Source organism: Bacteroidota bacterium (genome assembly GCA_035506275.1).
In the GTDB taxonomy this organism is placed as follows: domain Bacteria; phylum Bacteroidota; class Ignavibacteria; order UBA10030; family UBA8401; genus JAGVPT01.
The window spans coordinates 25,312-40,134 of the sequence record DATJPT010000020.1 but is presented as its reverse complement, the minus strand read 5'-3'; the positions used below and the strand labels follow the sequence as shown (position 1 = coordinate 40,134).

Below are 14,823 nucleotides of genomic sequence, written 5' to 3'. Positions count from 1 at the left end.
GGGAGAAAATATCCGTAACGAAGTTCTGTGAAATCGGTGATGCCATCACGGTTGCCGGACGGGACCCGACCGATCCATTGATCGGCGACTTTCGTCGACACCGTGATGGCATCACAAAGAGAGCTCTTACCGCATGGGCCGCAGTCAGAGGACGTGGATATTTTTCTTGGCACACATCTCTCTAAGAATTTTCGGCCACACGGTGACACTCACTTCTCCCAAATGGGCTTTTTTCAGGAGGAGCATGTAGGTCCGCGATTGACCGATGCCCCCGCCGATGCTCAGCGGAAGTTCGTTTGCAACGATTCCCTGATGATAGCTCTGTTTCAGGAAATCGAGCTGTCCCGCCATCTCCAACTGTGTCTTGAGCGTTTCGGCGTTGACCCGAATTCCCATCGACGTCAGTTCATGGCGCCGTTTCGTCACATGGTTCCAGACAAGGATATCGCCGTTTAAGCCGTGCGTGACTTTTCCGTCTTTCGATTGATTCACCGTCACCCAGTCGTCGTAATCCGCCGCCCGATTCTCGTGCGGGTAACCGTCTTTCAGCGGCCAGCCGATTCCGATGATAAAAACGGCGGGGTATTTTTGAAGTATTTGAGTCTCGCGGGCCTTCCTCGGCAAATCCGGATACATTTCAAGAATATCTTCCGCATGCAAGAACGTCAGCTCGGCCGGCAGGTCGGGATAGTTCTTATTGTGCAATTTTGGATAACGGCGCTGGATATAATGCTCTGCGCCCGTCAGAACTTTCCAGATCTTTTTGACCACCCCCTTGAGGTATGCGAGGTTTCGCTGTTTGGACGTAATGATCTTTTCCCAATCCCATTGGTCAACATAGACGCTATGGTCGTGATCGAGAAAATAGTCTTTGCGAACCGCTCTCATATCTGTGCAAAGGCCTTCGCCGACTTTCATTCCGAATTGTTTGAGGGCGACGCGCTTCCATTTGGTTGCAGCCTGGACGACTTGAGCGTCGACCGGATTCTTGTCGTGGTCGTTGGAGATGTGAAATTGAATGGGCGTACGGGAGCCGTCCCGGTCCAAGAGATCGTTGACGCCGCTCTCGACGTCCACGATGAGCGGAACCTGTACCATCATGAGATTGAGTTCTTTGCAAAGATGATCCTCGATGTATTCTTTAAGGTCGAAGAGCGCTCTTTGCGTTTGCTTTGGGTCCAGCAATGATCTGTAATTGCGGGGCAGGATCGATTCCAACTCTTCATAGTTGCCAATACCGGGTCCTGCAAGATCTGCTTTCTTATCGGCCATAGCGGAAATGCTCCTTTCGTATGGTAGTGATCGCATTCGTGAGGCAACAGCTCGTTTCGTAAGCGGAGATGGTTGACGAGCGTGTTGAAAAGAGTCTGTGTTGTTGCGGAGAAACGTGTATGAAGAACGCGCCTTAAGAAGGCCGTGCCTTCTGCGGCGTCCGTTCCTTCACTGCAATTTCATCGAAAGCAAAGATGTGTTTATGGCCTGACGCAGCATACTCGACGGTAACGCCGTGTTCCCCGACTTCTATAACGGTGATTTCCTCTCCCGGGCGGTCCTTTGTGAAGTCCAGGAGATGAGTGCGCTGGTCAGTTCTTGTACGGAGGGTAACGAGATGTGCTGACTCCCCCAGATGCCGGCGTAACTGCGAAGTGAATTCCACAAATCCTCCTTCTAGGCAACGAATAGGTTGCCGGAAATTCACATCAAAGATCCTGATAAAATGCAAAAGCCTCGCTCATCTTCCGCTGGGGAAGAATCCCGAGGCTTACTTGCAATCACATTCCTGTTCTGCGCTGATCTGCACGTTTCTCTTGCCTACAATGCAACTCAACGCAGAGAGGTCTCCAGACCATTTGCCAGCGCCGCAAAACGGAGGCGCGAACTTGTCAAGCAAAGACAGTGTTCAATGTGGCGTGCTCATATTAGAACTAAACAGGGTAAAAAGCAAGCAAAATAGGGCCTAGAAAAGGCCCTAAAACGGGGCGGACACGTTCCATGACAGTTTGCTGATTTGTTCGCCGTAATATATCTTTAACGATCTGTGCTCGAATTCTATGGTCACTACATTGCTGGAAAACGACGCCCTTCCCGATTGGCTTATTAGAATCGGCATCCGGCGATTGCTGCGCCAACGGCTGAGGGAAGAGAAAAAGGGGAGTTGCGAGCTTCAGCAGCAGCATTGTATGGTCCTTGTCGACGAATTGAGACGCAGCCCTATTGCGGTCAGCATGAAAGAGGCAAACGAGCAGCATTATGAAGTTCCCACCGAGTTTTTCAAACTGATTCTCGGCAGGCAGATGAAATACAGTTCAGGATATTGGAAAGAAGGGGTGACGGCTCTTGATCAAGCGGAGGACGATATGCTTTCTTTGACCTGTCAAAGAGCGCAGCTTGACGACGGCATGGATATTCTCGAGCTTGGCTGCGGGTGGGGATCGCTGTCGCTTTTCATGGCCGAAAAATTTCCGAAAGCCCGTATTACCGGAGTGTCCAACTCGCGGACCCAAAAAATCTATATTGAAGAGGAATGCAAAAAACGGAACATAGGAAATCTCGAGATCATCACCGCCGACATGAACAAATTCACGACAAGGCGGAAATTCGATCGGGTGGTGTCGGTCGAAATGTTCGAGCACATGCGAAATTACGAGAAGCTGATGGCAAAGATCGCAGGCTTCCTGCGCCCGTCGGGAAAGCTTTTCGTCCATATCTTCACACACAAAGAACTCGCTTATCTGTTCGAGGTCCGGGACGATTCCGATTGGATGTCGAAATATTTTTTTACCGGCGGCATCATGCCGAGCGATCACCTGCTCTTCTATTTTCTGGATGACTTTGTTCCTGAAGGCCATTGGAGAGTATCCGGCAGGCATTACCAGAAGACAAGCGAAGCCTGGCTCGATAATATGCGCCGTCACAAAGATGAACTGTCAAGGATACTTTCAGGGACGTACGGTGAAGCAGAAGCCACGCGATGGTGGGTTCGATGGAGAGTGTTCTTTATGGCTTGCGCTGAATTGTGGGGGTTCAACGGTGGGGAAGAGTGGCTTGTAAGTCATTATCTCTTCGCAAAAAAATAACCGATGTCAAAAAGTAAACGATCCAATAAGCTCAGCGTTGGCATTGTCGGGACCGGCATCGCCGGGATGGGGTGCGCGCACTTTCTCCAGAAGTCGCATGAGATCTTTTTGTACGAAAAGAACGATTATATCGGAGGGCATACCAACACGGTCGGCGTTGAAGAGGATGGTAGGGAGATACCGGTCGATACCGGCTTCATGGTATACAATGAGGTCACGTATCCCAACCTGACCCGCCTTTTTAGAGAACTGCGGGTCGAAACGAAAAATACTTCGATGTCGTTCAGCGTTCAGCATGTTCCATCCGGGCTCGAGTACTGCGGTTCAAGTCTGAATCATCTTTTCGCCCAGCGCAGAAATCTTTTCAGTCCGGCATTCATTAAAATGCTGATGGACATTCATCGCTTTAATGCTGAATCGCCGGAAGTGCTTGAAAATGAGAAATTTGCGGAGCATACCATCGGCGACTATATGCGGGAACGCCGATACGGTCTCGATGTTATAGAGAAGTATCTCATCCCTATGAGTTCGGCTGTCTGGTCCACTCCCCCGGATCAAATGCTTCGGTTTCCGGCCGTTACGCTTGTGCGGTTTTTCAAGAATCATGGTTTTCTCGGAATGAACACCCAGCATCAGTGGCGGACGGTCGTGAACGGGACAAGGAAATATCGGGAAGCGCTCGTCGCCCCTTTCATTAAGAAAATTCGCACGGGCAATCCGGTGATGAGAGTGATCCGCAAAAACGGGAAGGTTGAGCTCCGGTTCAAGGATGGGAAACGAGCGATCCACGACCGGGTCATTCTCGCATGCCACGCAGACGAAGCGCTGGAGATGCTCCATAAACCGACCGCTGCCGAGAAAAGATTGTTGAAAGAGTTCACCTACCAGCATAATGCGGCAACACTGCACACCGATCATCGCATGATGCCGAAGACAAAGCTGGCCTGGTCGTCGTGGAATTACCGCCTGGATGCGGATCGGAAAGGGAATTCAACCCCGTCGACGATCTATTTCATGAATAGTCTCCAGGGACTGACGGCGAAGAGAAACTATTTCGTTTCTATCAATGATCCGGGATTGGTGGAACCCGGATCGGTCATAAAGGTGATCGATTACACCCATCCGATCTTCTCGCTGGGGGCGATCAAAGCTCAGAAGGAGCTTCCGCGATTGAACAGTGAGGGACCTGTGTACTTCTGCGGCAGCTATTTCAAGTATGGATTCCACGAAGATGCATTCACCTCGGCTCTCGAGCTGTGCAGGAAATTACAGGAAGAGCCGATCTGGAAGGATGACGAAGCGGGGACCCGGTTATGAATTCTTGTCTTTATGATTGCACGGTCATGCATCACCGCCTTGAGCCGCTCCGCCACCGGTTCGTGTACAAGCTCTTCATGTTCTGCCTCGACCTCGACGAACTTGAGCGTCTCGATAAGCGGCTCCGGTTTTTCAGCCGGAACAGGTTCAATCTCTTTTCCCTGCGCGACCGGGATCATCTGCATCAGTTCCACTCTTCTGTCAAGGAGAATATCAACAGCTATTTACGCTCCCAGGGGATTGATCTCGGGAATGGAAAGGTCTATTTGATAACAAACCTTCGGACGGCGGGATATATTTTTAACCCTGTTTCGTTCTATTTCTGTTTCGATGGAAAGGGGGATCCCCTGTGCGCCGTCTCCGAAGTCGGAAATACGTTCAGGGAGCTGAAACCATATTTGCTCTCGAAGGACAGCTTGAACGACGGGGTATTTCGCCGGCAGATAATGAAGCACTTTTACGTCTCCCCTTTCTTCGACCTCGACACGACATTCGATTTTCAATTAGGAGTGCCGAACGGGAGGCTGCGCATCTATATTGATGACTACCAACATGGAAAGAAAATATTTCTCAGCTCTCTCGTGGGAGAAGAACGTCCGTTGACCGATATTCAGCTCCTCCGTTCGTTTATGCGTATCCCGTTTGTCACGCTCAAGGTGATCGCGCTCATCCATCTTCACGCGGGGCTCTTGTACCTAAAGAAGCTCCCGTACCATAGAAAATCGGAAAATCCGGAACTGCAAAAGGAAGCCGTACAATGGAACAGCTGACCGACCGTCCAACATCGTTTGTCCGAAATCGGACATCTCTTTACCGAAGCATTGTGCTCAATCTGCTTTCGCACATGACGCAGGGCTTCATGAGAATCGAACTCCCCGACGGCGAGATCCGCCTCATCGGCGATGAGCATGCACTGTGCAAAGCCGACATACGCATCGTTCGGGAATCGTTTTTCCGGAGATGCGTACTTTTCGGCGATGTCGGATTCGGCGAAGCGTACGTTGACGGCGACTGGGAAACAGATGATATCACAGCGGTGATCCGGTGGTTTCTGCTCAATATGGAGAACGCGCCGACGTTGTCGGGATCCGGAAAGAGATTTGTTCCGGGCAATTTCTTCAAGGCGGTCAACAGGATGGTCCACCGTTTTCACGTCAACAGCGTCCGCGGAAGCAGGAAGAATATCGCAGAGCATTATGACCTCAGCAACGAGTTCTTCACCCTGTTTCTGGACGAGACGATGACATATTCGAGCGCTATTTTTTCGGGCGCTGAAGAATCGCTGAAATCGGCGCAGGAGGAAAAATACGACCGTCTCTGCAGGAAACTGAAGCTTCAGCCGACGGACCACGTCCTCGAGATCGGCAGCGGATGGGGAGGTTTCGCGCTGCATGCCGCAAAGAAGTACGGTTCAAGGATCACCGCCGTCACCATTTCAAAAGAGCAGTACGACTATGCACAAGAGCGGATACGCAGGGAAAAGATGAGCGACCGCATCGAGGTCAAGCTGGCGGATTACCGGGCGCTGACCGGTTCGTTTGACAAGATCGTCTCGATCGAAATGCTCGAAGCGGTCGGACATGAGTATTTCGAAACGTATTTTGCAAAGTGCCACGAGTTGCTGAAGAGGAACGGGATCCTTGCATTCCAGGTCATCACCTGTGCCGACTCACGCTATGCGTCGCTGCGAAAAGGTGTCGATTGGATCCAAAAGCACATTTTTCCCGGTTCGCTTCTTCCGTCGGTGAGCGTGCTGAACGGGGCAATCAACAGGACGGGGGACATGATGATGCAGCACATGGAGGAGTTCGGGCTGAGCTACGCCAGGACATTGGCTCAGTGGAGAAGAAATTTCAACGATCGGCTGGATCAGGTTCGGAAATTGGGGTTCGATGAACGCTTCATACGCAAATGGAATTACTATCTCTCATATTGCGAAGGAGCGTTCATGATGCGGAATATCAGCGTTGTGCAGATGGTCTATACAAGGCCGAATAATATTTCTTACTAGGATGGTAAAAAGACGGGGCAAGTTCCTGTAAACTTGAGTCGATATCATTGTGGCCGCACGCGGGAGGGGATAGAAGGACGGCACTGAACGTTTACCTTTGTCAACCTCTTCATAACAATCACTCATCATCAGCCGAGAGACCAATGTTCATCAAACTCTATTTCATCACGCTGCCGGTATTCTTTGCCATCGATATGGTATGGCTCGGGTTGGTCGCGAGAAATTTTTACCGCGAGCAGATCGGTTTTCTCATGGCGGCCGATTTCAATTGGCCGGCGGCGATCGTGTTCTATCTCCTCTTCATCGGTGCGCTGATCTTTTTTGTCATTTCACCGGCGGTGGAAAAAAAGATGTGGTTCGATGCGTTGTTCAGAGGAGCTTTATTCGGGCTCGTCACCTATGCCACTTACGACCTGACGAACCAGGCGACGGTAAAGGGGTGGCCCGTGTTGGTGACCATCGTCGATCTTGCGTGGGGAACGACCCTTTCGGCGTCCGTATCGCTTCTCAGCTACTTCATCGCCGAAAAATTGGGTTTATGAATTACTACGCGCTCATCGCGGCCGTTCTTCTCGGCTACATGTCCCTCTGGTTTATCGTTGCCGTAGCGCTCAAAAGAAACGACGTTGCCGACGTTGCGTGGGGACTCGGTTTTGTCGCTACCGCGTGGATTGCTTTTTCATTGTCGGGATTTGCGCTCCGTTCGCTCATCGTCAATATCCTCGTGACTGTTTGGGGAATACGATTGGCATGGCACATCTATGGCCGCAATCATAAGAGGCCGGAGGATTATCGTTACCAGGCATGGCGGAAGGAATGGAAGAACTTTTATCTGCGCAGTTATTTACAAGTTTTTCTGCTTCAAGGAGTTCTGCTTTATCTGACCGCTGTTCCGATGATGTTCATCAACCGCTCGCCGGGGCCGGAGCTGGGGTGGCTGGATTTTCTCGGCTTTGGGGTTTGGATCATAGGATTTTCCTTCGAGAGCATTGCAGACCGGCAGTTAAAGAACTTTGTGAGCGATCCGGCGAACAAAGGCAAAATTATGGAAAGAGGACTATGGCATTACAGCCGTCATCCGAATTACTTTGGCGAGGTCGCGCAATGGTGGGGAATATTCATTGTTGCGCTCTCAGTGCCGTCGGGATGGACGACGGTGATCGGGCCCCTCACGATCACGGTCTTGATATTGTTTGTTTCGGGCGTTCCGCTGCTTGAGAAAAAGTACGAAGGGAGGGCTGATTTTCAGAAATACAAGGAACGAACCAGCATCTTTTTTCCGTGGCCGAGGAAGAGTCAGTGATGAGGGTTCAGCAAGCCATAGTAGACGAGGTCGATCCACTCTCCGTCGGGCGTTTTAAAGTCCTGTCGTAAGATTCCTTCCGCTGCAAAGCCGTTCTTTTCTGCAACCCGCCGGCTTGGAATATTATTTTCAGCGATCCTCAGGAAGATCTTATTCATCTGCAATTCCCGGAAGCAGTGGTCCGCCATCAAACCGACCGCTTTTGTCGTGACCCCCTTCCCCTCATACTTTCTGTCGATAAAGAAACTCAGCTCGCATTTCAAAGCATTCCAGTCGAAATTCTTGATGTACAGAGATCCAATAATATCTCCTGTTCCGTTGTCGCAGATGACGTAGTAGAAGGCTTCTTTGCCACTCCACAGCCCGAGACGATGGGCGATAAATGAGATGGTTGTATCGAGGCTGGTGTTCCCTGCCGCCGTATCGGGAAAGTAGCGAGCTATTCGTTCCCGGTTCTCCGTGATAAAACGGTAATAGCTCTGCGCATCTTCTCTGGTGATCGGCCTGATTGTGAAATTGTCGAATTGCATGGAAGGAGATCGTCGATAGAATCGTTGGTAAAGAAGTGAAAAGGTCACAGCAACCACGAGATAATGATTATTCTCCGGAGTTGCAACCAGATACGATGATCATAAAAGATCGAATAGCGTTCTGATGTGACCAGCGGATCTTTTATGTGTTCTGCTATCGCCTCGTAATGACGGGGACGGATGTTCAGTTCTTGTCATCCTGCAAGCGGCAATGTTTGCCCTGAGAGGCGCTTTCGCTTTTTGTCCGCTGTATGTTCCGTTGAAGTTTTCATCCATGAGGGAAGGGGGCAGGAACCCCCTTCGTAGCTGAGTTCTGCAAGAATGCTTGGCGGAGGGAATGACACAGCCTACTTTTCCACTTCATACATCGCTGAGATGACCGAATTTTGATACTTCACGACCGAAAGCGTTTTCAATCCGGGGTGCGGTACATCGCGTAAAAGGTCTTTGAACTGCGGCCTGTTGCTTCCTTCAAAGTATCCATAGTACACAAATCGCACGCTGTCTCTTCGTAATACTGAAAGGAGAGTATCGTAGTTTTCGACAAGAGGAAAAGGGTACCATTTCATGTTGAGCAGGTACGCCATGTGGGGTTTCCGGGCGGCAACCTGCGCGGTGCTGAACCGATCGTCGAATTTCTTATGGTACCATTCGCTCATATGGATCATGTCCTCGGCGCTTCTGTTTGCCATCATCACCGAATTGTATGACCACGAAGCCATGAGTGTAAGAACTACGACTGCGACGACCGTGAGATTGACGACGGCGACGAGCACTTTGTCCCTCCGCACAGCCGCCAGAATCCGCTTGATCGCATACGACGCAAAAAAAGCATAGAAGGGGAGAAGGAAAAGCGAAAACCGTTCCGTATAGAACATAGTCAGCAAGACGGCAAAGAAGGAGAAGTAGATCGCCGCAAGTCCCACGGCTTTTTTTGACGGCCGGGAAACTGCAAAGAGGGCAATTCCGGCGGCGGAGGGGATTCCGATAAAAAGATTATTGAGCGAGCTGATATCGTTGACGAAATGCTCATAAGTGTTGACCAGCAGCGTCTTCACGACGAGGATCGGGTCGGTGCTGAGCACATCCCAATACGATGTATATTTGTGTGCCGCCTTGAACCAGAATTGATCCCAGTTGGCTAACCCCCCTCCGAAGAGCTCGAACGCCAGGTTTTGATAATCGGTATTGTAGAAGAAGCTCCCTTTGTGGATTTTCAAATAGATCGACCACGGGGCGATCGTCGCGAGGAAAACAATCCCCCAAATTGCACCCGCTTTGATTTTGCTCGTCCCCTTCACCTGCAGCGCACCGAACGCCAGGACCAGCGGAATTGAGACGAGGAAAACAATCCCGTTGTAACGAACAAGATATCCGCACGCAAGTAGTACCGCTGAGCCGCACAGTTCCGGTATTGTCACCTCCGGTCTTCTGAAGAGAAGAAATATTCCCGCCAATGCAAGCATCACGAAGAACATGTCTGTCCCGGCTGAATAGCTATAGACCACAAAGGAGACATTAACGGCGGTGAACGCCGTCGTAAGAAACGCCATGTCGGCCGAGGCGATCGCCTTTGTCATTTCAAAAACGGTGTACAAGACCATGGCCGCGGAGAAGATCGCGATCATGATGCCGGTCCTGAAAAGGTCCCCCGCAACCAGGGACGTCAGGGCGAGGATGATCGGATAGAGAGGGCCGTGGTAGGCGTCGATGACCATCGTCCCCGAAAGAAATGCCTTTGCCTCGGGGGCATAGCCGCCGTAGAAATCGGTCTCCACGTCGAAGCCCCCCAATTTGTGCAGTGTCAGCGCGAAGTACAACACGATCGCCATGAACGACAGCGAGAGCACGTTCGGAAAAAACTTCCATTCGTACAGCCGGGCAAGCGGGCTTAAAATTCTTACGTCGGGTTCCTTCGATGGTCCGTCGGAAATTTTTTTCTTTCCAGCTGCCACGTGGTTAGAGAATTATTTTAAGAAAAGATCCAATTACTAGGAACCGGAGCTATTGAAGCGGCGGCAGTTCACACAGAGGCACGATCCTCGCCGTCGGTATCGCGCGGCTTCCCATGCCGGCGAACCATAGGCCAGGGACAGCCTAAAGGAAATGAATAAAGACAACCGTTGCCACCAGGATCTCGAAATAAATCGGCGTGATGTTGTCTTCAACAGCAATTCGGGTAATGCCGGTGAGCGGAATATTCACGTTCACCGTTCGCGATGAATCTCTCTTTGTTTCGATGCCGCGGCCGCGGAGGCAATCTGCAGAGTCGATGTTCCAATTCGGAGCGAGCGTATACCTGCTGCTATCCGCTGTCGTTACCTCGACATTCTCCTGATAATGTTTGGAATACTCGCTGGGGCTGATCGTTGTCATGCAGCCGGCGAAAACGCACGCGGCAACGAAGAGTAGTTTGATGCCCGGAAACAGTCGCCTCTTCGTCGCCATAATCCTAGCTCGCTTTTTCCTTTTGAGAGCGGCGGTAGAACGCAACGTTAAAGACCAGCGACAGTCCGATAAAGAAGCCGCTGATGAAGTGGACGAGGTCGCTTTCTTTTACAAAAATATTAAGAAGCACGCCGATCGCCAGGGAAAACTGTCCTGCCAGAAAATATGGATTGTTCCTTTTCATTTCTCTCGCTGCAATAGTGATGCGTTATTCAACATCTCTCGCGGGGGGTATGTTCCTCGCGGACCCGGCATCGACGTAAATCCACGCGTGCCGCCCCGATGCCAGCGTTTCGGCGACCCGCACATAGTGTGACGCATTTTCGTAGAGGTCGGCTGCCGCAAGTTCCGCTTCGGTAATCTCGAAAACCGTTCCGTCAACGCGGCTCGCATCATTGCCGTTGAAGACGGCGCTCGCATAATGCGTCGTGCCGAGCTCAGCTTCGATTTTCGGATCGTTGATTCTTACGGACGCCCGCTCGAACCTTGGAAGCTCGTCTGCCTGGCCGGCGAGGAGCCTTCCAAAGATAGTCAATTGCACCTTCTTTTGCTGTAACGTTCCGTATGAAAAGAGGAGGGGCATTGCGGCAATCATCGATCATGATTTCAAAAGCGAGCGCCGCTTTGCCGCCGGGGATGAACGCCGGGCTGACGGATGGACGGTCGGTGATTTATCAGGTTGTTCTAGTGAGCCGATCAGATAGTCCGATAATTGAATGTAGCTCCGCACGGATTCTTGCGATGGATTGAAAGTTGTTTGATGAAGCGCCTGGTTTCTGAGGCTGAATAATTCGCCATAAAGCGCAAATGCGGAAGGGGGTACACGCAACGGCCGGTCGATCCCATGCTTTTCGACAGCCTTCTCTACATCCAGCCAGGCCTCAAGAATTGCGGAGCGAGGGTCTGCCGGCGCCTGGCGAAGCAGGCGTTGCTGCCGTGGCGATGACTGAAAGCTCTTTAATTGAGAAGGATCAGTTTCTATTTGACTCCGCAGCGCTTTGATCGCCGTATCGAAATCGACTTCCATCGGACCTGCCTTGAATTTTTTCAGACGTGGAAGAATCAATATGATCTCCTTTCGAAGAAAGAAGACGAGCATTATTGTGACGAGCGGCCAGGCGGCCGTGTCGAGAACTTTTGTTATAAATGTCAGGGTATCCATGGTCTTTCGGCGGATTGACAGTGAACTGGATTCAACTTCGCTGAAACTCTCTGCACGTGGTTGGTGCAGGGGATCTGTTCCTCAGGAAGACTGAATTGGAAGGAAAACGGGAATAAGCCCCTATGCCCCCTGCGCTGAGGTGCTACTTACCAAATATTCGCGAAAATTGCAAGCCTGACGGTGCTCGAATTTTAAGGACTTAATAGGAATCCCTCATACGAGTATTTCCCACAAAGAATCAATTACCCTCTCTATCAGGACGGATTTGAGCTCAACCACCGTCTTATCATTCTGTCAGAGTCCCCTTATAAAGGGGGAGAGAGAAAGCTAAAGGGATCCTCCAAAGGAGTCTGGCAAAGCTGTGGCTTCAGAATTATTGACCTGGGGGAGGATCAATGTCGATACCGCCGAGTAACCCCGCGGGTTTTTCTGATGTTATACCCTACCGGTGCGTCACGAAGTGTCATGGACTCTCCCGAAATGTTGGCTCAGTCATTTGTTTCGATAAGCATGACACGGAAAAGGCCCCGGTTCAGCCATTCCGATGACCGACAAAGTTATCGAAAATTTAGGCCGGCCAAACAGGGGACTCCCCATATTTTTACCTCAATAAACTCAAAATCCCACTTGACATGAAATCAAATATTTTCTATAATACAAACGTTTGCGGGAACGATTGCAAAAGATGAAGCATTCAACCATTATAGACATTGCGGAAAAGCTAAAGATCTCGCCTTCGACCGTTTCGCGGGCGTTAAGCGACCATCCGGATATTCGAAGAGAGACCAAGGAGCGGGTGAGGGCTGTTGCAAAGGAACTTGGGTACTCTCCCAATCCAATCGCCCAGAGTCTGAAACGAAGCCGCACCACGACCATCGGAGTGATAGTCCCGGAAATCAAACACGACTTCTTCTCATCCGCCATCAGCGGAATAGAAGAGGTGGCCTATCAATCGGGTTACACCATCATTCTCACACAATCGAACGAAAGCTTCGAGCGGGAAGTCGTCAATACGAACCTCCTGATGCACCAACGAGTGGCGGGGGTGATAGTATCGATCTCGCAGAACACGAAGAGCGGCGCTCATTTCAACGACCTGCTGAAGAGACGCATCCCTCTGGTCTTCTTTGACCGGGCGTGCGATGGCATAGTCGCGAGCCGGATCGAGGTGGACGATTATAAAAGCGCGAAGAGCGCGGCGAAGTATCTTGTAGAACAAGGCTACAAGAAAATATTCCATTTAGCCGGACCGAAGGAACTGGGCATCTGCGTAAAAAGAAGGGACGGTTACATCGAGGCGTTGAAAGAAAGCGGTCTGCCGTTCAACAATGATTCGATCCGGTACGGAGGGCTGCACGAAGAGGACGGATACAATTCGATGAAGTATCTGATCGAAAATAAAATGATTCCCGACGCGATCTTTGCCGTGAACGATCCTGTTGCCATCGGCGCATATCAGATGATTAGGGAGGCAGGATTGAAGATTCCCAACGATGTCGCGATACTGGGTTTTTCCAACAATAAAATTGCAACGTTGATCGATCCGCAGCTCACCACAGTGGACCAGCCATCGTTTGAGATGGGAAAAAAGGCGGCGGAGATTCTCATTCGTACAATAGAAGGGGACATCACCGAAGCTCAAACCGTGACTCTCGAGACGAAGCTGATGATCCGTGGTTCGACATAAATTTTTTTTGAGGTTTCTGCAAACGTTTGCAAAGAACCTGTCTTTGCAAAAGCGTTTGCAGGGAGCATTGCAACTTTAAATATCTCTCGAAAGGTTATGATGAGTCTTTCCGCGTCGGTAGAAAAAAAATTCAAGTCACTTTTTAGCGAACAGCCCCTTTTTGTCCGGTCTCCTGGAAGAGTGAATCTTATCGGCGAGCATACGGACTACAATATGGGCTTCGTCCTTCCTGCAGCCATCGACAAAGCGATCTATTTTGCCGTCGCTCCCCGCAGCGACGCCGTCTGCCGGATCGTTTCGATAGACATGAACGACGAGCATTCATTTGCCTTGAACGATCTTCATGCATCTCCCAAGGGGTGGCCGAATTACCTCATGGGGGTCGTCGACCAGTTCCTCAAGGGACGATACAATTTACTCGGCTTCAATTGCGTCTTTGGCGGAGACATACCGATCGGTGCTGGACTCTCTTCTTCCGCCGCGCTCGAAGCCGGCCTGGCGTACGCGCTGAACAGGATTTTTGAGCTGAAGATCGGTGATCTGACGTTGGTACGGATGTCGCAAAAAGCCGAGAACGAATTCGTCGGCGTACAATGCGGCATCATGGATCAATACATCAACATCTTCGGACGGGAAGAAAAAGCTCTTCAGCTCGACTGCCGTTCTCTTCAGCATATCTACTATCCCTTCGACGAACGCATCGCTGTGGTCCTGTTCGATACGCGTGTCTCCCATTCCTTGGCGTCGTCCGAATACAATAAAAGAAGAAAAGAATGCGGCGAAGGAGTGGAGATCGTCAAGAAATCGTATCCTGGCGTCACGCACCTCCGCGATGTCTCGGCCGAAATGCTCGAAGCATGCAAGCCTATGATGAGCCCGCTCATTTATCGACGGTGCAAATATGTCATCGAAGAAAATAATCGGGTTCTGAACGCCTGCCGTGCACTCGAGGCGAAAGAGATCGCAGCCTTCGGCCGGTATATGCAGGAAAGCCACAACGGCTTGAGCCGGGGATTTGAAGTGAGCTGTCCCGAGCTCGATTTTCTGGCGGAGGCGGTAAAGGAAATTCCCTCCGTGTACGGGGCACGGATGATGGGGGGAGGGTTCGGCGGATGCACCATCAACCTGGTCGAGAGAGATTCCGTGGCCGATGTGACGAAGACCGTTACTGAAAGATACGGAAAGCGCTTCGGTGTCGACCTGAAGACGTACGTCACAGCGATCAGCGGCGGGACCTCCGTCGCGACAGAAAAAGGTGATACAAGAGTTTCCTGACGATTAACAACTT

Annotated in this window: 16 protein-coding genes; 8 read left to right on the top strand and 8 right to left on the bottom strand. The window is 50.9% G+C overall.

The features are described 5' to 3' along the window. Nucleotides 1–144: 144 nt before the first annotated feature. On the bottom strand, nt 145–1,272 hold the full coding sequence (gene asnA / locus VMF88_15635) for an aspartate--ammonia ligase (GenBank protein ID HTY12495.1): 1,128 nt from the start codon (nt 1,270–1,272) through the stop codon (nt 145–147). A 133-nt stretch (nt 1,273–1,405) separates the two neighbouring features. Then, a complete protein-coding gene (locus tag VMF88_15630) occupies nt 1,406–1,657 on the bottom strand; it encodes a hypothetical protein (GenBank protein HTY12494.1) in 252 nt (83 codons plus the stop codon). Between the two features lie 394 nt (nt 1,658–2,051). Between VMF88_15630 and VMF88_15625 the strand changes: the two genes are divergently transcribed. The 6 genes from VMF88_15625 to VMF88_15600 all read left to right on the top strand — a co-directional run bounded on the left by VMF88_15625 (nt 2,052) and on the right by VMF88_15600 (nt 7,708). Then, nucleotides 2,052–3,077, top strand: a complete 1,026-nt coding sequence (locus VMF88_15625; protein ID HTY12493.1) for a cyclopropane-fatty-acyl-phospholipid synthase family protein — start codon at nt 2,052–2,054, stop codon at nt 3,075–3,077. A 3-nt stretch (nt 3,078–3,080) separates the two neighbouring features. Then, entirely contained in the window at nt 3,081–4,394 is a 1,314-nt protein-coding gene (locus tag VMF88_15620) for an FAD-dependent oxidoreductase (protein HTY12492.1), read from the top strand. Then, nucleotides 4,391–5,164, top strand: a complete 774-nt coding sequence (locus VMF88_15615) for a DUF1365 domain-containing protein (protein ID HTY12491.1) — start codon at nt 4,391–4,393, stop codon at nt 5,162–5,164. The genes VMF88_15620 and VMF88_15615 overlap by 4 nt, the downstream gene beginning before the upstream one ends. Then, complete coding sequence (locus VMF88_15610) at nt 5,152–6,405, top strand: cyclopropane-fatty-acyl-phospholipid synthase family protein (GenBank protein HTY12490.1); 1,254 nt, start codon at nt 5,152–5,154, stop codon at nt 6,403–6,405. The genes VMF88_15615 and VMF88_15610 overlap by 13 nt, the downstream gene beginning before the upstream one ends. 143 nt (nt 6,406–6,548) lie before the next feature. Next, on the top strand, nt 6,549–6,947 hold the full coding sequence (locus tag VMF88_15605; protein HTY12489.1) for a DUF2177 family protein: 399 nt from the start codon (nt 6,549–6,551) through the stop codon (nt 6,945–6,947). Continuing rightward, the gene (locus VMF88_15600; GenBank protein ID HTY12488.1) at nt 6,944–7,708 is read left to right on the top strand and encodes a DUF1295 domain-containing protein; all 765 of its coding nucleotides are present in this window, start codon (nt 6,944–6,946) and stop codon (nt 7,706–7,708) included. The genes VMF88_15605 and VMF88_15600 overlap by 4 nt, the downstream gene beginning before the upstream one ends. On the opposite strand, the gene VMF88_15595 is transcribed toward VMF88_15600, so the two are convergent. From VMF88_15595 to VMF88_15570, 6 genes are all read right to left on the bottom strand, one after another. Then, nucleotides 7,702–8,238 carry a GNAT family N-acetyltransferase gene (locus tag VMF88_15595; GenBank protein HTY12487.1) on the bottom strand — a complete coding sequence of 179 codons (537 nt, stop codon included), beginning with the start codon at nt 8,236–8,238 and terminating at the stop codon, nt 7,702–7,704. The two genes, VMF88_15600 and VMF88_15595, sit on opposite strands and share 7 nt — an antisense overlap. 347 nt (nt 8,239–8,585) lie before the next feature. Beyond that, complete coding sequence (locus VMF88_15590) at nt 8,586–10,193, bottom strand: glycosyltransferase family 39 protein (protein HTY12486.1); 1,608 nt, start codon at nt 10,191–10,193, stop codon at nt 8,586–8,588. A gap of 142 nt (nt 10,194–10,335) precedes the next feature. Next, nucleotides 10,336–10,686, bottom strand: a complete 351-nt coding sequence (locus VMF88_15585) for a hypothetical protein (protein HTY12485.1) — start codon at nt 10,684–10,686, stop codon at nt 10,336–10,338. 4 nt (nt 10,687–10,690) lie between these two features. Further along, nucleotides 10,691–10,870, bottom strand: coding sequence for a hypothetical protein (locus VMF88_15580; protein HTY12484.1), 180 nt, complete (start codon nt 10,868–10,870; stop codon nt 10,691–10,693). Nucleotides 10,871–10,894: 24 nt separating this feature from the next. Next, nucleotides 10,895–11,269, bottom strand: coding sequence for a gamma-glutamylcyclotransferase family protein (locus VMF88_15575; GenBank protein ID HTY12483.1), 375 nt, complete (start codon nt 11,267–11,269; stop codon nt 10,895–10,897). A gap of 15 nt (nt 11,270–11,284) precedes the next feature. Then, on the bottom strand, nt 11,285–11,713 hold the full coding sequence (locus tag VMF88_15570; GenBank protein ID HTY12482.1) for a hypothetical protein: 429 nt from the start codon (nt 11,711–11,713) through the stop codon (nt 11,285–11,287). 820 nt (nt 11,714–12,533) lie between these two features. Between VMF88_15570 and VMF88_15565 the strand changes: the two genes are divergently transcribed. Both VMF88_15565 and galK read left to right on the top strand, forming a co-directional pair. Then, a complete protein-coding gene (locus VMF88_15565) occupies nt 12,534–13,535 on the top strand; it encodes a LacI family DNA-binding transcriptional regulator (protein ID HTY12481.1) in 1,002 nt (333 codons plus the stop codon). A gap of 96 nt (nt 13,536–13,631) precedes the next feature. Next, nucleotides 13,632–14,810 (top strand): galactokinase, encoded by a 1,179-nt coding sequence (gene galK, locus VMF88_15560; protein HTY12480.1) that lies wholly within the window; start codon nt 13,632–13,634, stop codon nt 14,808–14,810. The last annotated feature ends 13 nt before the right edge of the window (nt 14,811–14,823 follow it).